The 19,523-nt window shown below is 73.8% G+C and carries 16 protein-coding genes; 12 read left to right on the forward strand and 4 right to left on the reverse strand.

Annotated features, from left to right (window positions below; genetic code table 11):
* The first annotated feature begins 22 nt into the window (after positions 1–22).
* Positions 23–1,276 carry a PucR family transcriptional regulator gene (locus ACVUH9_RS12880; protein WP_475757501.1) on the forward strand — a complete coding sequence of 418 codons (1,254 nt, stop codon included), beginning with the start codon at positions 23–25 and terminating at the stop codon, positions 1,274–1,276.
* Positions 1,273–2,352: a helix-turn-helix transcriptional regulator gene (locus ACVUH9_RS12885; RefSeq protein ID WP_475757503.1), complete on the forward strand. Its 1,080-nt coding sequence runs from the start codon at positions 1,273–1,275 to the stop codon at positions 2,350–2,352. The genes ACVUH9_RS12880 and ACVUH9_RS12885 overlap by 4 nt, the downstream gene beginning before the upstream one ends.
* A gap of 105 nt (positions 2,353–2,457) precedes the next feature.
* Here ACVUH9_RS12885 and ACVUH9_RS12890 read toward each other — a convergent pair whose 3' ends face one another.
* A complete protein-coding gene (locus tag ACVUH9_RS12890; RefSeq protein ID WP_475757505.1) occupies positions 2,458–3,438 on the reverse strand; it encodes a hypothetical protein in 981 nt (326 codons plus the stop codon).
* A gap of 333 nt (positions 3,439–3,771) precedes the next feature.
* Here ACVUH9_RS12890 and ACVUH9_RS12895 point away from each other — a divergent pair, with 333 nt between their 5' ends.
* The 3 genes from ACVUH9_RS12895 (at position 3,772) to ACVUH9_RS12905 (ending at position 8,429) form a co-directional block, all read left to right on the forward strand.
* The gene (locus tag ACVUH9_RS12895; protein WP_475757618.1) at positions 3,772–5,316 is read left to right on the forward strand and encodes an acyl-CoA carboxylase subunit beta; all 1,545 of its coding nucleotides are present in this window, start codon (positions 3,772–3,774) and stop codon (positions 5,314–5,316) included.
* A 98-nt stretch (positions 5,317–5,414) separates the two neighbouring features.
* Positions 5,415–7,592 carry an acetyl/propionyl/methylcrotonyl-CoA carboxylase subunit alpha gene (locus ACVUH9_RS12900; protein ID WP_475757620.1) on the forward strand — a complete coding sequence of 726 codons (2,178 nt, stop codon included), beginning with the start codon at positions 5,415–5,417 and terminating at the stop codon, positions 7,590–7,592.
* 294 nt (positions 7,593–7,886) lie between these two features.
* On the forward strand, positions 7,887–8,429 hold the full coding sequence (locus ACVUH9_RS12905; protein ID WP_475757507.1) for a DUF1697 domain-containing protein: 543 nt from the start codon (positions 7,887–7,889) through the stop codon (positions 8,427–8,429).
* 79 nt (positions 8,430–8,508) lie between these two features.
* Here the strand turns inward: ACVUH9_RS12905 and ACVUH9_RS12910 are convergent, their stop codons facing one another.
* A complete protein-coding gene (locus ACVUH9_RS12910) occupies positions 8,509–10,008 on the reverse strand; it encodes a PucR family transcriptional regulator (protein WP_475757509.1) in 1,500 nt (499 codons plus the stop codon).
* 172 nt (positions 10,009–10,180) lie between these two features.
* On the opposite strand from ACVUH9_RS12910, the gene ACVUH9_RS12915 reads away from it, so the two are divergent.
* Genes ACVUH9_RS12915 through ACVUH9_RS12925 form a run of 3 tightly spaced genes read left to right on the forward strand, consistent with a single transcriptional unit; the run spans position 10,181 to position 14,639 of the window.
* A complete protein-coding gene (locus ACVUH9_RS12915) occupies positions 10,181–11,629 on the forward strand; it encodes an aldehyde dehydrogenase family protein (RefSeq protein ID WP_475757511.1) in 1,449 nt (482 codons plus the stop codon).
* A 9-nt stretch (positions 11,630–11,638) separates the two neighbouring features.
* Complete coding sequence (locus tag ACVUH9_RS12920; protein WP_475757513.1) at positions 11,639–13,096, forward strand: NAD(P)/FAD-dependent oxidoreductase; 1,458 nt, start codon at positions 11,639–11,641, stop codon at positions 13,094–13,096.
* Between the two features lie 31 nt (positions 13,097–13,127).
* Positions 13,128–14,639, forward strand: coding sequence for a purine-cytosine permease family protein (locus ACVUH9_RS12925; protein ID WP_475757515.1), 1,512 nt, complete (start codon positions 13,128–13,130; stop codon positions 14,637–14,639).
* 88 nt (positions 14,640–14,727) lie between these two features.
* Here the strand turns inward: ACVUH9_RS12925 and ACVUH9_RS12930 are convergent, their stop codons facing one another.
* Positions 14,728–15,195: a peroxiredoxin gene (locus ACVUH9_RS12930; protein ID WP_475757517.1), complete on the reverse strand. Its 468-nt coding sequence runs from the start codon at positions 15,193–15,195 to the stop codon at positions 14,728–14,730.
* A gap of 133 nt (positions 15,196–15,328) precedes the next feature.
* On the opposite strand from ACVUH9_RS12930, the gene ACVUH9_RS12935 reads away from it, so the two are divergent.
* The gene (locus ACVUH9_RS12935; protein WP_475757519.1) at positions 15,329–16,486 is read left to right on the forward strand and encodes a M20/M25/M40 family metallo-hydrolase; all 1,158 of its coding nucleotides are present in this window, start codon (positions 15,329–15,331) and stop codon (positions 16,484–16,486) included.
* Positions 16,487–16,520: 34 nt separating this feature from the next.
* Positions 16,521–17,258 carry an LOG family protein gene (locus ACVUH9_RS12940; protein WP_475757520.1) on the forward strand — a complete coding sequence of 246 codons (738 nt, stop codon included), beginning with the start codon at positions 16,521–16,523 and terminating at the stop codon, positions 17,256–17,258.
* Positions 17,259–17,297: 39 nt separating this feature from the next.
* On the opposite strand, the gene ACVUH9_RS12945 is transcribed toward ACVUH9_RS12940, so the two are convergent.
* Entirely contained in the window at positions 17,298–17,654 is a 357-nt protein-coding gene (locus ACVUH9_RS12945; protein WP_475757522.1) for a rhodanese-like domain-containing protein, read from the reverse strand.
* 139 nt (positions 17,655–17,793) lie between these two features.
* Here ACVUH9_RS12945 and ACVUH9_RS12950 point away from each other — a divergent pair, with 139 nt between their 5' ends.
* Both ACVUH9_RS12950 and ACVUH9_RS12955 read left to right on the forward strand, forming a co-directional pair.
* Positions 17,794–18,237 carry a Fur family transcriptional regulator gene (locus ACVUH9_RS12950; protein ID WP_475757524.1) on the forward strand — a complete coding sequence of 148 codons (444 nt, stop codon included), beginning with the start codon at positions 17,794–17,796 and terminating at the stop codon, positions 18,235–18,237.
* 79 nt (positions 18,238–18,316) lie between these two features.
* The gene (locus ACVUH9_RS12955) at positions 18,317–19,489 is read left to right on the forward strand and encodes an acyl-CoA dehydrogenase family protein (protein WP_475757526.1); all 1,173 of its coding nucleotides are present in this window, start codon (positions 18,317–18,319) and stop codon (positions 19,487–19,489) included.
* Positions 19,490–19,523: the final 34 nt, after the last annotated feature.

Raw genomic sequence — 19,523 nt, forward strand, 5'->3', positions numbered from 1 at the left:
AGCGGGCGGGTAGGCTGCCCGCGTGCCTGCACCGACGCCGGACCAGCTCGACGAGGCGATCCGCGCCGCGGCCCGGGTGCTGGAGGAGAGCGCCACCGAGCTGGCGCCGCAGGCGGCCGCTGACATCCACGCCGGCGTCCCCGATCTGCCCGCCACGCTGGCGGTCACCGGCCAGAGCACGGCGGGGGTTCGCGAGCTGATCTCGTCGCTGGCCCGGGCCGTCGTGCGCGGGATCGGCCCGACCGCGCTCGTCGTGCCGGAGGAGACGCTGGAGCACGCGCGGATGTACGTTCGCCGCGGGGTCGAGCTGCCGGTCCTGCTGCGCACCTACCGCGTCGGGCACAGCGTGGTCTGGCGGCTGTGGACGGTGACGCTCGACGACCTCGAGCCCGACGCCGCCCGGCGGGTGGCGCTGCGCGACCGGGCCGCTGAGCTGCTGTTTGCGTTCATGGATGCCGTGACCGGACGGGTCGTCGAGGAGTACCACGCCGAGCGGGAGCGGTGGTCGCGCAGCGCGGCGGCCCGGCGGGTGGCGACGGTCCGCGACCTGCTCGACGGTCAGCCGGTCGACGCCGGACCGGCCAGTGGCCTGCTGCGCCACGACCTCCGGGGCCGCCACGTCGCGTTCGTCCTCTGGACGACCTCGGAGCAGGACGCCGGCGGGGCACCCGAACGGATGCGACGGGCGGCGGAGGAGCTGGCCGCCGCGATCGGCGACCCCCGTCCGCTGCTGGTGCCGGTCGGGCACCGGCAGCTGTGGTCGTGGGCGACGCCGGCGGGTGACGACGCGGCGGGTCCGGCGGGGCCGGCGTGGGCCGCCGGCGGCGACGGGGCCCGCCGCCCGGACCGGGTCAGCGTCGCGGTGGGGGAGCCGGCGGCGGGGGTCGAGGGCTTCCGGCACAGCCACGAGGAGGCGGCCGCCGGCCGGCGGCTGGCCCAGCGCTCGGGGCGGTCGCCGGGAACGGTGCTCCACTGGCAGCGAGCGGCGCTGCTCGGTCTGCTGGGCGGCGAGCCGGACCTGGCCCGGCGGTTCGCGGTCCGCGAGCTGGGCGAGCTCGCCGCCGCCGACGACACCGCGGTGCGCCTGCGGGCGACGCTGGCGACGTTCCTCCGCGAGGGCGAGCACGTCGGCCGTACGGCGGAGCGGCTGGGCGTGCATCCGAACACGATCGGCAACCGCCTGCGCCAGTGCGAGGCGGCGCTGGGCCGCCCGCTCGATCGTCGCCGGATGGAGCTCCAGGCGGCGCTGCTGGTGCGGGACGGCCTGGCGCCATGAGCGCAGGCGACGAGGTCACGAGCAGCGACCTGCGGGCCACGCTGGCTCTGGCGGAGGAGCTGGCGGGGTGCGATCGTCTCGAGGCCCTGGACACGCCGACGCGGTCGCTGCTGCGGCTGATCGGGGCCGACGCGATGTTCTCGGCCGAGGTCCGCGCGTCGGGGGCCAGCCGCCCCCGGTTCGCGGCGACGGTCGGCGACGTCGAGCTGTACCCGGTGTGGCCGGTCGAGGGCATGGCCCGGATGTGGCGTCAGCACCCGACGGTCGTCGCCCACGCCAGCGGCCCCGTCTCGCGTGCGCTGAAGGCGACCGACTTCCTGGCGCGGTCGGCCTGGCAGCACCGGGAGATCTTCAACGACATCTACCGGCCGATGGGCCTGCCCCACGAGCTGGCGCTGCAGGTCGGCTGGACCGACGCCGGGTACGGGTGCCTCGCCTTCCACCGGTCCGGGCCGGACTTCGGCGAGCGCGAGCGCGCGGTGCTCGAGCTGATCGCGCCACACCTGCGTTCGACACGGGTGCGAATCGTCCGGCGCCGCGAGCTGGAGCAGCAGCTCGCGTTGCTCGATCGTGGCCTGGAGGAGCGCGGTGCGTGCGCGCTCGTCGTCGGTCGGGACGACCGGATCGCTGGCGCCAGCCGGTCGGCCTGGGAGCTCCTGGTCGCATGGTTCGGCTGCGAGGGCCGCCCCAGCGCGTTGCCCGCCGACCTCGCCGGCTGGCTCGCGGTCGCCCGCTCGGTGCCCCGGCACGACGTGCTCGTGCTGGTCCGGGGCGGGCGCCGGCTCCGCGTCCGGCTGCTGGCCGGGGAGGAGACGGACCTGCTCCTGCTCTTCGACTCCGACGGCGAGCTGCTCGCGCCGGCGGTGCTCGCCGCGGCGCTGCCGATCAGCCGCCGCGAAGCCGACGTGCTCGCCCAGATCGCGGAGGGACGGACCAACGACGCGATCGCGCAGGCCCTCGGGATCAGCCCGCACACGGTCCTGCGGCACACCGAGCGGCTGTACCTGAAGCTCGGCGTCCATACCCGCACGGCGGCCGCCCGGGTGGCGTTGGACGCGGTTCGCCACGACGCCTGACCGCGCCGGTCGCCGTTCACGGTCGGTCGGCATCGGTGGCCGGCCCGGCGCCGGTCGGCCCGCGCGGCCCGCGGGCCCGCCCGTCGCCCGGCCCGGCCTACGCGCTCACCGCAGGCCGAAGCGGTGGCCGACGGAGGTCGCGCAGACCACGCGCACCCGCAGCCGCCAGGGCTGGTCGGTCGGCTCGTACTCCCCCGCCCAACCGACCCAGCGGGTCGCTCGCGGCGCGGTCGGCGGGGCCGACATCGTGAGCATGACGCCGCGCGGCGGCAACGAGGCACCGGGCGCCCCGAGGACCTCCGCGCCCCCGCCGACCACGTAGGTCTTGCGGAGCGCGATCGTCGGGCACCCGGCGGAGACGTACTTGACGTCCGTCGAGTCGCTCGGGCTCTGGGCCAGGCTGGGGGGCAGCAGCCTCGCGGGATAGGCGTGGGCACCGGTGACCGTGCTGATGTCCGCGCAGATCGCGACGGCCCCGGTCGTCCACGGCTTGTCGCTGGGAACCAGCTCGCGGGTGAAGGAGCGAACGCTGCCCCCGGACAGCGAGAGCTCCCAGGCGGCGGCGGGGACGGGATTCCCGTAGGTGAAGCTCTCGAAGCCGGCCCCGATCGCGAAGCGTCCTCCGGGGCAGCGAGCGATCGCGCTCTTGGCGTCGGCGGGGTTGTACGGGGTCGACGAGCGCACGATCGTGACGTCCTTGACGTACTTGGCCCCGGTCTGGAGCGTGGGGCGGGTGCCGGTGACCGTGGCGCAGGTGTGCTGGGCGCGGAACGCCCACTCGCCGGCGAAGAACGGCCGCACGCCGCCGATGTGGCCGGCTCTGCCCTCGATTCCCAGGCCGTTGAGGAACGAGTTGGTCGGGCCGGTGGCGCCGCTGTTGAGCGCCAGCGGCTTGCTCGCCGGACAGTTCCGCGCGTGCGCTTGGACGGTCGCGTTGCTCGCGGGCAGCAGCTCGGTGGTGATCTGGAAGTCGCGTAGGTAGGCGTCTGCCGCGCCTGGTGCTGCCAGCAGGAGGACGGCTCCGGCGAGCGCCACGACCCCGATCCTCGGCGATCGTCGGATGGCGGGCTTGCGACTGGTGCTCATGGCGGTGGTCCTCGCGTCGGGCGGCGTCGGCGACGCCACCGCGATCGCCGATCGGCCGGCGGCTCGACGCGGGACCCGGACGGGGCGGCGATCAGGGGCTGAGTCAACCGGCGGGTGCGCGATCCGGCAATAGGAAGTCGTCCCTACGGCCGGGCGCGCTCGGCGCGCGGCCTCGCCGTGCGGCGCGCTCGACAGTGGCGCCGATCTCCATCGCGACCCCATGTCCCTGTCGATGATCCACAGGGCCGTCGGCGGCCGTCCGCTTAGGCTGCGTTGGTGACCGCGACCGCCATCGATCCCCGCTCGGACGTCTTCGTCGCCAACCGCGAGGCGATGATCGCCCGCCTCGACGAGCTCGACGCCGTGCTCGACGACGTCCGCGGCGGTGGCGGCGAGAAGTACGTCGCCCGCCACCGCAAGCGCGGCAAGCTGCTCGCCCGCGAGCGGATCGAGCTGCTGATCGACCGCGACAGCCCGTTCCTCGAGCTCCAGCCGTTCATCGGCCACGGCAGCGACTTCCAGGTCGGCGGCAGCGTCGTGACCGGGATCGGGATCGTCGAGGGCGTCGAGTGCATGATCACCGCGAACGACCCGACCGTCCGCGGTGGCGCCTCGAACCCGTTCACGCTCAAGAAGGTCCTGCGGGCCAACGAGATCGCCCGCGAGAACCGGCTGCCGGTGGTCGGGCTGGTCGAGTCCGGTGGCGCCGACCTGCCGACCCAGCTGGACATCTTCATCCCCGGCGGCCAGATGTTCCGCGATCTCACCCGGCTCTCGGCGGCGGGGATCCCGACGCTCGCGATCGTCTTCGGCAACTCGACCGCCGGGGGCGCCTACGTGCCCGGGATGAGCGACTACACGGTGATGGTCCGCGACAACGCCAAGGTCTTCCTCGGCGGGCCGCCGCTGGTCAAGATGGCGACCGGCGAGGAGTCCGGCGACGAGGAGCTGGGCGGGGCCGACATGCACTCGCGGACCTCTGGCCTCTCCGACTACCTGGCCGAGGACGAGCCGGACGCGCTGCGGATCGGACGCGACATCGTCCGCCGGCTGAACTGGCGCAAGACCGGACCGGCGCCCCGCACCCCCGCCGCGGAGGTCGAGCCGCCGGTCCACGACCCGGAGGAGCTGCTCGGGATCGTCTCCGCCGACCTCAAGGTCCCGTTCGACGCCCGCGAGGTCCTGTCCCGGATCGTCGACGGCTCCCGCTACGACGAGTTCAAGCCGCTCTACGGCAGTGCGCTCTCGACCGGTTGGGCCGAGATCGAGGGCTACCCCGTCGGGATCCTGGCCAGCATGCGCGGCGTGCTGTTCAGCGAGGAGGCCCAGAAGGCGACCCAGTTCATCCAGCTCGCCAACCAGAAGCACGTCCCGCTGCTGTTCGTCCACAACACGACCGGCTTCATGGTCGGCAAGGACTACGAGCAGGGCGGGATCATCAAGCACGGCGCGCAGTTCATCAACGCCGTCTCCAACTCGAAGGTGCCGCACCTGGGGGTGGTGATCGGCGCCTCGTACGGCGCCGCGAACTACGCGATGAGCGGTCGCGCCTACGCCCCGCGGTTCCTCTTCGCCTGGCCCTCGGCGCTCTCCTCGGTGATGGGTCCCGAGCAGTTGGCGGGGGTCTTGTCGATCGTCGCCCGGCAGGCCGCAGAGGCCAAGGGCCGCGACTACGACGACGCCCAGGACGCGGCGGTCAAGCAGATGGTCCGCGACAAGATCGCCGCCGAGCAGGTCGCGCTGGCGATCTCCGGTCGCGGCTACGACGACGGGATCATCGACCCGCGCGACACGAGGACAGTGCTGGGCATGACCCTCTCCGCCTGCCACGGTGCGGACGTCGCCGGCGCCGAGGGCTTCGGGGTGTTCCGCCCGTGAGCGCGGCTACGGTCCCGGATGGCGCCTCGGGCGCGACCGACACGATCACGACCGGCGACCGGCCGGCGAACGCGACCAGCGGCAGCGAGGCAGAGACGATGACGACGGCCGCGGCGCGCGGCGGGCGGACCACGATCGGCCGCGTGCTGGTCGCCAACCGCGGCGAGATCGCCCGCCGGATCTTCGCGACCTGCCGGCGGCTGGGAATCGCCACCGTCGCCGTCCACAGCGATGCCGACGCCGACGCCCCGTTCGTGCGCGAGGCCGACCTCGCCGTGGCGCTCGGCGGGGCCGCGCCGGCCGAGTCCTACCTGCGGGCGGACGCGATCATCGCCGCCGCCCACGCGACCGGGGCGGATGCGATCCACCCCGGCTACGGGTTCCTCTCCGAGGACGCCGGCTTCGCCGCCGCGGTTGGCGCGGCCGGGCTGCTCTGGATCGGCCCCGCGCCGGAGACGATCGAGGCGATGGGCTCCAAGCTCCGCGCTCGCGAGCTGATGGAGGCGGCCGGGGTCCCGGTGCTGCCCGGCGGCCGGGTCGCGGAGGACGTCAGGGACGAGGTCCTGGCCGCGGAGGCCGCGGCGATCGGGTTCCCGCTGCTGGTCAAGGCGTCGGCCGGCGGCGGCGGTCGCGGGATGCGGCTGGTGGAGGACCCGGCGGTGCTGGTCGACGCGGTCGCCTCGGCCCGGCGCGAGGCGACGTCGGCGTTCGGCGACGGCACGGTCTTCCTCGAGCGCTACGTGACCCGCCCGCGCCACGTCGAGGTCCAGATCCTCGGCGACCAGGCGGGAACGGTCAGCGCGCTGCCCGAGCGCGACTGCTCGATCCAGCGCCGCCACCAGAAGCTGATCGAGGAGTCGCCGGCCCCGGCGATCGGCGACGACGTTCGGGCGGCGTTGGCCGACGCCGCCCGCAAGGCGGCCGGCGCGCTCGGCTACGTCAGCGCCGGCACCGTCGAGTTCGTGCTCCAGGACGCGGACCCCGCCCGGCGGGAATCGGGTCCCGAGATCTTCTTCCTCGAGGTCAACACCCGGCTACAGGTCGAGCATCCGGTCACCGAGCTGGTGACGGGGCTGGACCTGGTCGAGCTGCAGTTGCGGATCGCCGAGGGCGAGCCGCTGCCGGCGGCGGCGATCGATCCGCCCGCCGTCGGGCACGCGATCGAGGCCCGGCTGGTGGCCGAGGATCCGGCGGCGGGCTGGATGCCCCAGACCGGCCTCGTCGAGCAGTTCCGGTTCGCCGAGGCCGCGCCGTTCGCGACCGGCGCGACGGCGACGGGCGGCACGCTGCGGGTCGACACGGGCGTCGAGCCCGGCAGCGTGGTCTCGCCCCACTACGACTCGATGCTGGCGAAGCTGATCGTCCACGCGCCGACCCGTGGCGCGGCGATCCGGCGGCTGGCCGACGCGCTGCGGCGGGCCGAGCTGGCCGGGCCGCGGACGGCCCGCGACCTGCTGGTCCGGACGCTCGAGTCGGACTCCTTCGCCGCGGTCGCCCACGACACCCAGCTGCTCGACGGTGACGCGCTGGCGACGCTGAGCGCACCGCTCGTGGCGGGGGAGGAGCTGCGCCGGGCCGCGGCGGCCGCGGCGCTCGCCGGGCAGGCAACGCGACGGGTATCGGCCACGATCGGGAGGTTGGCGCCGAGCGGCTGGCGGAACGTCTCGGCGGTGCCGCAGACGGTGGTCTTCGCGGCCCCGGAGGGGACGGTGCTCGCGGTCGCGGACGGCGTGTCCGATTCCGCGGACGGCGGCGGAGGGCCGGCGAGCGCCGACCGGACGAGTACGCCGGACGACGCGCAGGTCGATCCGCTGGCGGTCGCCTACCGCCTCGACCGGGGCGGCAACCTCGTCGAGCTGCGGGTCGGCGAACGACCGTTGGAGGCGGAGCTGGTCTCGGCCACGCCCGAGCAGGTCGAGCTGCGGATCGACGGGGTTCGGCACCGCTACGGCGTCTTCGCCGGCCGCGACGCGGTCTGGGTCAGCACCGCCCGCGGGCAGGTCGCGCTGCGGGAGCAGCCGCGGTTCCCCGACCGCTCGAACGAGGCGGTCACGGGCTCGCTGAACGCGCCGCTGCCGGGGAACGTGCTCCGGGTGCTGGTGGCGGCCGGCGACCGCGTGGTCGCCCGCCAACCGCTGATCGTGCTCGAGGCGATGAAGATGGAGCACGAGATCACCGCCCCGGTCGACGGCACGGTCAGCGAGCTGTCGGTGGTCGTCGGCGATCAGGTCGACGGCGGGCAGACGCTGGCGGTGGTCGAGGCGGTCGAGGGCTGATCGGGGCGGGGCGGCCGAGGGCGGAGTGGGGGTGAGGTGGCCGAGGCCTGAGCGGGGTGAGCGGCCGCGATGGGTTCGCCACCGTGGGGGTGGGAAACCCATCGCGAAGCCCTCGGCCTGCGCCCCGACGTCCTCCGCGATGTCTTGTCCGCCGCGACGGTGGACAACACATCGCGAAGGGGCGAGGCGGGACCGCCGCGCCGCCGCCGACACGAGCGACGCCCGACGCCGGACCCCGCCCGCCACGCGTGCAATGCTGGCGCCGCGAACCGATCCGCCGACCCGAGGAACGACATGACACGACAGATCGCGCTGCTGCGGGGCATCAACGTCGGCGGCCACAAGAAGGTCCCGATGGCCCAGCTCCGCGAGCTGCTCAGTGGCCACGGCTACCAGGACGTGCGGACCTACGTGCAGAGCGGCAACGTCGTGCTCAGTGGGCCGGACGTCCCCTCGGTCGAGGCCGAGCGGCGGCTGGAGCGCGAGATCGAGGACGAGTTCGGCTTCCCGGTCTCGGTCCTGGTCCGCACCGCCGACCAGTGGCGGGCGATCGTCGACGCCAACCCGCTCGCCGACGTCGCGACCGACCTCTCGCGCCAGTTCGTGCTCTTCCTCTCCGAACCGCTCGCGGCCGAGCCGCGGGCCGCGATCGACCCGGACGGCTTCGGCCCGGACCGGGTGGTGCTCGGCGAGCAGGAGATCCACGTCTGGGCGCCCGGCGGAGCGCTCGAGTCGGCGGCGCTGAAGGCGCTCGACCAGCGGAAGCTGGGGGTCACGATCACCGCTCGCAACTGGCGGACGGTCGAGAAGCTGCTGGCGCTGGCGGACGCGGAGTAGCCGCTCGCCACGTCGTCGGCTCGAGCTCAGCCACCACCGCTCAGCTTCGCCGATCCGCTCGTCGGTAGCGTGCGGTCGGCTACCGCAACCGCCGCCAGGCCTGGACGGCCAGCCACAGCTCGGAGACGTCGCCGGTCTCGTTCAGCTGACGGCCGGTCAGCTGCTCGATCCGGCCCACCCGGTGGACGAGCGTCTGCTTGTGGATGAAGAGCTGCTCGGAGGCCCGCAGCCACGAGCGGTTGCAGGCGAGGAAGACCTCGAGCGTGCGGACCAGCTCGGCGCCGCGGTCGAGGTCGTAGGCGATCAGGGGGCCGAGCACGCGGTCGACGGCGAGCTGGGCCTCTTCGATCGAGCGCGGGCCGAAGGTCGAGCGCTCGTCGCCGTAGCGGGCGATCCCGCCGGTGTCGGCGGCGGCCGCGTCGAGCGCCCAGCGGGCCTGGACGACCGCGCATGGCAGCTCGCGCAGCTCGCCGACCGGGTCGCTGACGCCCATCCGCATCGCCTCCGGCAGGGCCTCAGCGCAGCCGGCCAGCGCCTCGGCGGTGGCGGGCAGCAGGCAGTGCAGCAGGTCGTCCCGACGCAGCAGCATGTGCGGGATCCGCCGGTCGCTGAGCGCGTGGTGGAACCAACCGCTGTCGCCGAGCCCGCCCCGGCGCTCGATCAGGCCGACGGAGAGCGGCAGCCGCAGGCCCTGCCGGTCGAGCTGGCGCTCCGCCTCCGCCCCGTCCAGGCGGCCCTCGAGCAGCTGCCCCAGCGCCTCGCTGCCCAGCCGCCGCTGCTCCTCGCGCCGCGCCCAGGCCCGCTCCAGCTCGAGCGCGACCGCGGTCGCGACGTGCTGCAGCAGCGCGTAGGCCGGCGGCGGCTCGCGCTCGGGCACGACGACCAGCGTCACCGGGCGCGCGGTCGGGACCGGGATCGCCAGCATCGTGCGACCGTCGGGCAGCCGCCGGCGGATCACCGTCGGCCGCTCCTCGCGCGGGCCGGCGGTCGCGGTCAGCAGCAGGTCGCGGAGGTCGCCGGGCAGGGCCGGGGTGTCCGGGAGCAGGTGCAGCGCCGGGTCCTCGCTCGCGCAGACCCAGATCGCGCACTCGATCTCATCGGCGAGCGCGGCCAGCAGCGCCCCGCCCGGTCCGCGGGTCACGGACTCACGGACGCGGTCGTAGATCCGCGCCGCGCGCACCAGTCGCACGTGCTCCTCGTCGCCGTTGGCCGCCGCGACCGCGCGGCTCATCTGGACGAACGGGACCTCGAAGGCGGTCAGCAGGACGGGCAGGCTCGCCTCCTCCGCGGCGGCGAGCATCTCCGGCCGCAGGGGCGGCGCCTGCATGTCCTCGCCGATCGCGACCCCGCTGGCCCCGATCCGTGCCAGCTCGCGCACGTAGTGGACCTGGCGGTCGAGCTCGGCCGGGACCCCGAGCCCGACGGTCATCACCAGGTCGCCCGGCTCGACCCAGCCCCACGGCTCGGGCATCTCGATGCTGTGGGCCCAGGCGACCGGCCGGTCGAGCCCGCCGGAGCCGGCGAGGACCCGCGTACGGAGATACGGGATCGCAACGAGATCTCTGACGGTCAGGGCCACGGTCTAGTACCCAACGGGGGTTTCCGCGTCCATGGCGATCAGACGATCGTACGAAGCGGGTCTTCCGAAGCATACTCGCGGGCGATTGCCCGGGACCGTCGGCGGGGCGATGGTGTGACCGTCGCCACACCGGCGACGACCGTTTTCCCCGCGACACCGAGACGAGCAACCGATGACCGCAACCGCCACCCGTGAGCGCAAGGCCCTGATCGCCGGCAGCTGGACCGACGGATCGGCCGGCACGATGGAGGTCCGCTCGCCGTTCGACGACCGGCTGGTCGGCACCACCACCCGCTGCGACAGCGGCGACGTCGACCGCGCGGTCGCGGCCGCGGTCGCCGCCCAGCGCGCGTGGGCCGCCACCTCGCTCGTGGAGCGGGTCGAGCTGTTCGAGCGGGCGATGCTGATCGCCGAGGAGCGCAACGAGGCGATCGCGCAGTCGATCACCGCCGAGATGGGCAAGACGATCGCCGAGGCCCGCGAGGAGATGGTCCAGTACGCGACGCCGCACTTCCGCCGCGCCGGCCAGGACGCGCTCCGCCACCACGGCACCACGCGGCCCTCGACCGAGGAGCCGACCAACCGCAAGCGGATCCTGACCACGCGCCGGCCGCTCGGCGTGATCGGCGTGATCGGGCCGTACAACTTCCCGGTCGACATCCCGATGATCCCCGTGCTCTACGGGATCATCGCCGGCAACGCGGTCGTCTGGAAGCCGTCGGAGAAGGCCCCGCTCTGCTGCGGGATGGTCGTCGACATCCTGCTCGAGGCGGGCCTGCCGGCCGGCGTCCTCAGCTTCCTGCCCGGCGGCGGCGATGTCGGCGCGGCGCTCGTCGCCCACCCGGACGTGGCGGGCCTGCAGTTCACCGGCAGCACCGAGGTCGGGCTCCGGATCGCGGCTGCCGCCGGGCTCAAGCGGACGCTGCTGGAGCTCGGCGGCAACGGCCCCCAGATGGTCTTCGCCGACGCCGACCTCGACGCCGCGGTCGACGCGGCCACGATGGGCTGCTTCTACATGGCCGGACAGGTCTGCACCGCGGCCGAGCGGATCCTCGTCCACCGCGACGTCCACGACGAGTTCGTCGAGCGGCTCGCCGCCCGCGCCGCCACGCTGCGGATGGGCGATCCGGCCGACGAGGCGACGGAGATGGGTCCGCTGGTCGACGACGCGACGCTGGCCAAGGTCCGTCGGCACGTCGAGGAGGCGCGTGCGGCCGGTGCGCGGATCATCCAGCCGGAGGCGCCCGAGGGCCGCTTCTACCCGCCGACCGTGCTCTCGGGCGTGACGACCGAGATGGAGATCGCCCGCGACGAGACCTTCGGGCCGGTCGCTCCGGTGATCGTCTTCGACACCGTCGAGGAGGCGATCGCGATCGCCAACGACTCGCCCTACGCGCTCAACGCGGCCGTCTTCACCGTCGACCTCGACACCGCCTGGCGGGTCTCCGACGCGCTCGACCACGGCACCGTGCTGGTCAACGAGTCGACCAACTACTGGGACCAGATGGCGCCGTTCGGCGGGGCCAAGCAGAGCGGCATCGGGCGCGAGCTGGGCGGCTCGATGATGCTCGACACCGTCACCGAGCCGAAGACGCTCGTCTTCAACGTCGGCCGGGCGTAGGCGAGGGGGATGTCGAGCAGCACCAGCACCACCAGCGCCCCGGCGACCCCGGGCGTCGCGGGGGGAGCAGCGGGTGGCCGCAACCGGCACCGCTCGCTCTGGCTCCAGCAGGCGCTCGGCGACGCGGCCGACGCTCCCGAGCTGCGGGGGCCGACGAGCGCCGACGTGGTGATCGCCGGCGGCGGCTTCGTCGGCCTCTGGACGGCGCTGCGGCTGAAGCAGCTCGATCCGGCCTGCGACGTGCTGATCCTGGAGCGGGACGTCTGCGGGGGCGGCGCCTCCGGCCGCAACGGCGGGATGGCGCTGTCCTGGTGGCCGAAGCTCTCGAGCCTGACCGCGATGTGCGGCCCGGAGGAGGCGCTGCGGCTGGCACGGGCGTCGGAGCAGGCGATCAGCGAGATCGAGGACTTCACCGTCGCGCACGGGATCGACGCCGAGTTCGACCGCGGCGGGATGCTCTGGACGGCGACGGCGCCCGCCCACGTCGGCGCCTGGGAGGGCGTGCTCGCGGAGTGCGAGGCGGCCGGGGTCGCCCCGTTCACGCGGCTCCCGAACGACGAGGTCGCGCGCCGGACCGGCTCCGCGCTGCACCTCGCGGGGATCTTCGAGCCGCAGGCCGCGACCGTCCACCCGGCCAAGCTCGCCCGCGGGCTGCGCCGGGTCGCGCTCGAGCGCGGGGTCCGGATCCACGAGGGCACGGAGATGACCGGCTTCACCCGGACCCGTCCGCTGCAGGTCACGACCCGCCACGGCGAGGTCCACGCCGACCGCCTGGTGATCGCCACCAACGCCTGGAGCCGGGCGATCCCCGAGCTGCGGCGGAGCTTCGTGACCGTCACCAGCGACATCGTCGCGACCCCGCCGATCCCGGAGCGGCTGGCCGAGATCGGCTGGACCGGGGGCGAGGGCGTGACCGACTCGCAGATGATGGTCAACTACTACCGGACCACCCGCGACGGCCGGATCGTCTTCGGCAAGGGCACCGCCGGGCTCCGCCTGGGCAGCCGCTTCGGCGACCGCCTCGACCGCGACCCGGCCCACACCGCGCTGGTCACCGGCGAGTTCCGCCGTTCGTACCCGGCCCTCGCCGACGTGGAGATCGCCCACGACTGGGGCGGCCCGATCGACCGCACGCCGACCAGCATCCCGTGGCTCGGCCACCTCGACGGCCACGAGCACCTGATCGTCGGCGTCGGCTGGAGCGGCAACGGGGTCGCTCCGAGCGTCGTCGGCGGCCAGGTGCTCGCCCGGCTGGCGCTCGGCCGCCGCGACGAGTGGACGACCAGCCCGCTCGTGAACTTCCGCCACGACCGCTTCCCGCCCGAGCCGTTCCGCTACGTCGGCGGCAAGCTCGTGCGCGCCGCGGTGGTGCGCAAGGAGCGTGCCGAGGCCCGGGGAGCCCGTCCGCACGGGATCGACGTCCGCCTCGCGCGCCTGGCTCCGGCCGGGCTCGAGGACAAGGCCTGAGGGCCACGCAGCAACAAGGGAGAGAGCAGCCATGACCAGCACCACACCGACCGGATCACCGGGCACGAACGGCCAGACCCGTTCAGGCTCGCGGATCGAGGCTCGAACGATCGACTACGTGCCGCTGCGCGAGCGCCACGGCAGGCTCGGCGACCAGGCGACCGTCTGGCTCGCCTCCAGCGCCTGCCTGCTGACGCTGGCGACGGGGGCGATCGGCGGCACGCTCGGGCTCGGCCTGCTGTGGTCGATCCTCGCCCTGACCGGCGGCACCGTCGTCGCCTCGATCCTGGTCGCGGCGCACGCCAGCCAGGGACCGCACCTCGGCCTGCCGCAGATGGTCCAGTCGCGCCCGCAGTTCGGCCGCTACGGCGCGCTCTTCATCTGGGCGACGGCGGTGCTCGTGTACTGGGGCTACGCCGTCTCCGGCTTCGACGTCCTCGGCAGCACGCTGAGCAGCCTGATCGGCGGCGCGAACGTGCTCTGGCTGATCGTGACCGCGGTCGTCTCGGTGGTGCTGGCGATCGTCGGCCACGACTGGCTGCACATCGCCCAGCGGCTGATCAGCATCGTGCTGGTCGTGTTCCTGGCGATCTTCACCGTCGGGATCGTCGTCGGCGGCCACCTCTCCGGCGTCGAGGGCGGCGCGAGCAGCTCGTCGTTCGACCTGGCCTCGTTCCTGACCGTCTTCGCGGTCGCGCTCGGCTACCAGCTGTCGTGGGCGTTCTACGTCTCCGACTACTCGCGCTACATGCCGGCCGGGACCAGCCACCGCAAGATCATCTCGGTGACCTTCGTCGGGCTGGTGGCCGGGGTCCTGTGGATGGAGATCGTCGGCGCGATCGCCGTGGCGGTGTTCCCGGAGCTGGCCGTGATCGCCGGCGTCCAGGCCACCGCGGACCTGGTCTTCCACGGACTCGGGGCGATCCTGCTGGTGCTCGCCGCGGCCGGCACCGTCGGCCTGATGGGGATGTCGCTCTACGGCGGCTCGCTGACCCTGATCAGCGCGCTCGACAGCATCAGGCCGGTCGTGTCGACGGTCCGCCTGCGGGTGCTCACGCTCGGCTTCCTCTTCGCGACCGCGACGATCGTGGCGATCGGGCTGCCGGACGACTTCCTGGCGACGACCTTCGCGACCGCCCTGGCCGTGCTCGGCTACCTGATGGCGCCGTGGACGGCGATCAACCTGACCGACTACTTCCTGGTCCGTCGCGGCCGCTACTCGGTCCGCGAGATCTTCAACCCGAAGGGGATCTACGGCGACTGGAACTGGCGCGGCTGCGTGGCCTACGTGCTCGGCTTCGCGGCGATGGTGCCGTTCATGCACCTGTCGTTCTTCGAGGGGCCGATCGCGAAGGCGTTCGACGGGGTCGACCTGGCGATCTTCGTCGGGCTGCCGGTGGCGGCCGTCGCCTACGCGCTCTTCTGTCGGGGGATCGACCTCGCCGGCGAGCAGCGGGCCGTGGCGGCGGCCGACCTCGGGCTCGACGACGACCCGGAGCCGGCGGTCGTCGAGCGGCCCGAGGCGGTCGGCGCGCCGGCCTGAGCGGCATGGCCGGCTCCTCGATGCGTTGTCCACCGTGGGGGTGGAGAAGGCATCGGGGAACGCCCGACCACCGCCGGCCGAGCCGCAGTCAGGCGGCCGCGGCCGGCAGGCCAGCCAGGACCTGCTGCAGCTCGTCGACGGTGACGAAGGTCAGGCCGATCGCGTGGACCTTCTTCCACGCGATCCGGCCGGCCTCGTCGATCACGAAGGTCGCGCGCTTGGTGCCCATCACGCGCGAGGCGACGCCGTAGCGGCGCGCGACCTCGTGGTCGGGGTCGGCCAGCAGCGGCACCGTCAGCGCGTGGTGGTCGCGGAACGACTGCTTGCTGGCGACGTCCTTGCCGCTGATCCCGATCACGGTCGCGTCGAGGCCGGCGAGGTCGTCGGCGCGGTCGCGGTACGAGCAGAACTGCTTCGTGCAGACCGCCGTCTCGTCGCCGGGGTAGAAGGCGAGCACGATCCGCTCGCCGCGGCGGTCGGCCAGCGTGAACGGGCCGTCGGTGCCGTCGAGCGTGAAGTCGGGGGCGGGGTCGCCCACCTGCGGGGTGGAAGCCATGCCGGGCAGCCTACGCCGCATGCGCGAGACAGACACGCCGGAGGCAGACGGACGTCCGAGACGCGACCCGGAGCAGGCCGTCGATCCGGCTCCGCGAGACCGGCGCTCCGGAGACCATGCAATGGTGGGTGCCGTGCCCGATCCCTCCGTCCCGCCGTTCGCGTCCGTGCTGCTCGACGGTGCCGCGCGCGTGGCCGCGGACGCCGCGGCCGTGCTCGAGCCGCTGGTCGCGTGCTCCTCGCCCTCGGGGGACGCCGACGCCCACGAACGCTGCGTCGCGATCGTCGGTGACTGGCTTCCGGAGACGGCGATCGTCGAGCGGATCCCCTGCTCGACCCCCGGCTTCGCCCCCGACCTGCTCGCCCGGGTGACCGGCAGCGGCCGCGGGCGGATCGTCCTGCTCGGCCACCTCGACACCGTGATCGGGCACGACTACCACCGTCCGCTGCAGCGCGACGGCGACCGCTGGGACGGCTCCGGGACCTTCGACATGAAGGGCGGCGACGCGCTCGCGATCGGGGTCCTGCGGGTGCTGGCCGCCCATCCCGAGCGCTTCGCCGAGGTCGCGCTGCTGCTGGTCGCCGACGAGGAGTGGCGGGTCGCCCCGTTCGGTCACGGTGCCCGCTTCGAGGACTGGGACGCCTGCCTCTGCTTCGAGGGCGGCGAGCGGACGGAGGCCGGCGACGAGGCGGTCGTCGTCCGCCGCAAGGCGGCGGCCTCGATCCACATCAGCGCGAGCGGTCGCGCCGCTCACGCCGGGAGCAAGCCCGACGACGGACGCAACGCGCTGCTGGCGCTGGCCCGGGTCGCGCTGCTGCTGGCCGAGCAGCACGACCCCGCCGGACCGGGCCGGTTGAGCGTGGTGCCGACGATCCTCGAGAGCGGGCTCGCGCTGAACGTCGTGCCGGACGCGGGTGAGCTGACCTGCGACCTGCGCGCCGACGACGTGAGCGCGATCGAGCGGGTGTTCGAAGGGCTGCCGCGGGTGCTCGACGAGGTCAGCCTGAGCCCGCGGTTCGGGCGGGTCTGGCCGGGCATGGACCACCGCGCCGAGGCCGCGCCGCTGCTGGAGCGGGCCGGGGCGCTGCTCGGGCGGCCGATCGTGGCCGCGTCCCGCGGTGGGGCCTCCGACGCCAGCCACCTGGCGGCGTGGGTGCGGGTCGCCGTCGACGGGCTGGGACCGCTCGGGGGCGGCGCCCACGCGATCGACGAGCACGTCGACGGGCGTACGCTGGAGGCCCGCGCGGCGGTCGCGTTGGCGCTGGTCGCGGCGGTCCTCGAGGCGGCCTGACCGAGCCGTCGATCGCGGGCGATACAGTCGCGCGGTGAGCACCTACCCGCGCCGTCCCGAGACCGCCGACGAGGAGCTGATCGCCGCCGAGTCGCCGGACGTCGCCTCCGAGCTGACCGACTCGCAGCGGGTCGAGCGGATCGCGGCGGAGATCGATCGGGCCTTCACGACCCTGGCCCACGTCCGCAACGGCATCACCGTCTTCGGCTCCGCCCGGCTCGGTCCAGGCACGCCGGAGTACGAGCTGACCCGCAAGCTCGGCACGCGGCTGGCGGAGGTCGGCGCGACGGTGATCACCGGGGGCGGCCCGGGGGTCATGGAGGGCGCCAACCGCGGCGCGCACGAGGCGGGCGGCGCCTCGGTCGGGCTGCTGATCGACCTGCCGTTCGAGACCGGGGCCAACCCCTACGTCGACCTGGCCGTCGACTTCCATTATTTCTTCACGCGCAAGGTCGCGTTCGTCCGCTACTCGAACGCGTTCGTGGCGATGCCGGGCGGCTTCGGCACCCTCGACGAGCTGTTCGAGGTCCTCTGCCTGGTCCAGACCAAGAAGATCCGGCGCTACCCGATCGTGCTCTACGGGACCGCGTTCTGGTCCGGCCTGGCCGCCTGGCTCGAGGAGCGGGTGGTCGCCGACGGCCTGATCTCGCCCGGGGACATGTCGCTCTTCCGGATCACCGACGACCTCGAGGAGGTCGTCGCGATCTGCGCCGGGGCCTCGGCCCGCGCGCGTGGCACGGAGAGCGACGACGAAGGCGCCGACGGGGCCTGAGGCAGGCCCCGGCCGCTGCGGGCCCCGGCCTGGGGCCGCTCAGTGGTCGGCGACCACGCCGCCGTCGGGCGTCAGCGGCCGCGCGGCGGCGGCCCAGGCGAGCAGGCCGCCGGCCAGCGACCAGGCGTCGAAGCCGGCCTCGCGGAGCGCCTGGGCGGCCATCGCGGAGCGTCCGCCGACGCGGCACTGGAAGACGATCGTGCCGTCGCGGTCGAGCTCCTCGACCCGGCCCATCAGCTCCTGGAGCGGGATGTGGACGGCGCCGGGGATCCGTCCGGCCTCCCACTCGTGCGGCTCGCGGACGTCGATCAGGACGATGCTTCCGCGGTCGAGCTCGGTCGTGACCTGGGTGACGTCGACCTCGAGGCCGGGGTGATCGAAGACCGGTGCGGACATCCTGGCAACGCTACCGATCGTCCGGCGCGGCCCGGTCGTGCCGGTCGTCGCGGCCGGCCCGGCCGGCTCGGCGCGAGCCCTCGTGTGCGCCTTGTTGCAAAGCGCTACAGATTAGGATCGCCTATGATCCATAGCTGTTATGGAAGCCCGTGCCACCGCCGCCGAAGCCGATGCCCGGCTCGTCGCCCGCCTTCGCGGCGGCGGTCTGCGCGTCACGCCGCAGCGGCTGGCCCTGCACCGGCTGCTGGCGGACCGCCCGCGCCACGTCACGGCCGAGGCCCTGCTCCGCGAGGCGTCGACCGACCTTCCCGGCCTCGCGCTGCCGACCGTCTACTCGACGCTCGAGCTGTTCGCGGAGCTCGGCGTCGTCCGCCGGGTCGCCGCTCCGGGGGCGGCCCGCTACGACACGAACCCGTCGCCACACGACCACTTCACCTGCACCCGCTGCGGCGTGCTGATCGACCTCGACACCAGCGCCGGCCGGGCCGTCGCGCGTCGCGCGGCGGAGACCGCCGGGCACCGGGTCGACTCGGCGACGGTCGTGGTCAGCGGCCGCTGCGCCGACTGCCTCGCCGACGACTGAGTCCCCTCGGGGTCTCGGCGCAGGGCCGCTCCTACTGCCGGTAGGCGGAATCGTCGCGTCCGGTCGTAGGATCCCGCGTATGGGGAACGACCTGAACATCGATACCGGCGTCTACAGCATCCCGAGCGACCTGCTCGAGTTCCGCGACGCCGTCCGGCAGATCGCGCAGGAGCAGATCGCTCCGCGCGCCGCCGAGATCGACGAGCAGGGCGAGTACCCGTGGGACGTCCGCAAGCTGCTGGGCGAGCAGGACATCCTCGGCCTGGCCGTCTCGCCCGAGTACGGCGGCACCGGGATGGGCACGCTGATGCAGCAGCTCGCCGTCGAGGAGATCGCCAAGGTCTGCGCGTCCTCGGCCCTGATCCAGATGATCCAGGAGCTCGGCTCGCTGCCGATCACGCTGTTCGGCTCCGACGAGCTGAAGCAGCGGGTGCTCCCGAAGATCGCCTCGGGCGAGTGGAGCCCGGCCTTCGCGCTGTCCGAGCCCGAGGCGGGCTCCGACACCGCGGCGCTGAAGACGACCGCGGTTCGCGACGGCGACGACTGGATCGTCAACGGCCAGAAGAACTGGATCACCAACACCTCGGTCGCCGACTACTACGTCGTCTTCGCCAAGACCGACCTCGAGAAGGGCCGCGTGACCGCGTTCATGATCGAGAGCGACCGCGAGGGCGTCTCGTGGGGGCCGCTCGAGCGCAAGCTCGGGATCAAGGGCTCGCCGACCGGCTCGCCGATCTTCGAGAACGTCCGCGTCCCGCACGCCAACGTGATCGGTGAGGTCGACCGCGGCATGCGCGTCGCGCTCGGCACGCTCGAGCGGACCCGCCTCGGCGCCGCCGCCCAGGCGGTCGGGATCGCCCAGGGCGCGATCGACTTCGCCAACCAGTACGCGAAGGAGCGGATCGCCTTCGGCAAGCCGATCAACCAGCTCCAGGCGATCCAGTTCAAGCTGGCCGACCTCGAGACCCGCACGGCGGCCGCCCGCGAGCTGCTCTACAAGGCCTGCTCCGTCGTCGACAGCGAGCCGCGCGGCTCGAAGGCCGTCGGCAAGTGGACCTCGATGGCGAAGCTGTTCGCGTCCGACACGGCGATGTGGGTCACGGTCGAGGCGCTCCAGATCCTCGGCGGCTTCGGCTACGTCAAGGACTACCCGATGGAGCGGTTCATGCGCGACGCCAAGATCACGCAGATCTACGAGGGCACCAACGAGGTCCAGCGCGTCGTGATCTCGCGCGCGATGATCGCCGAGTAGGCGACCTCGGAGGGCGTCCCGGTCGGCGCGCTGC

The organism is Patulibacter ginsengiterrae (assembly GCF_056269115.1).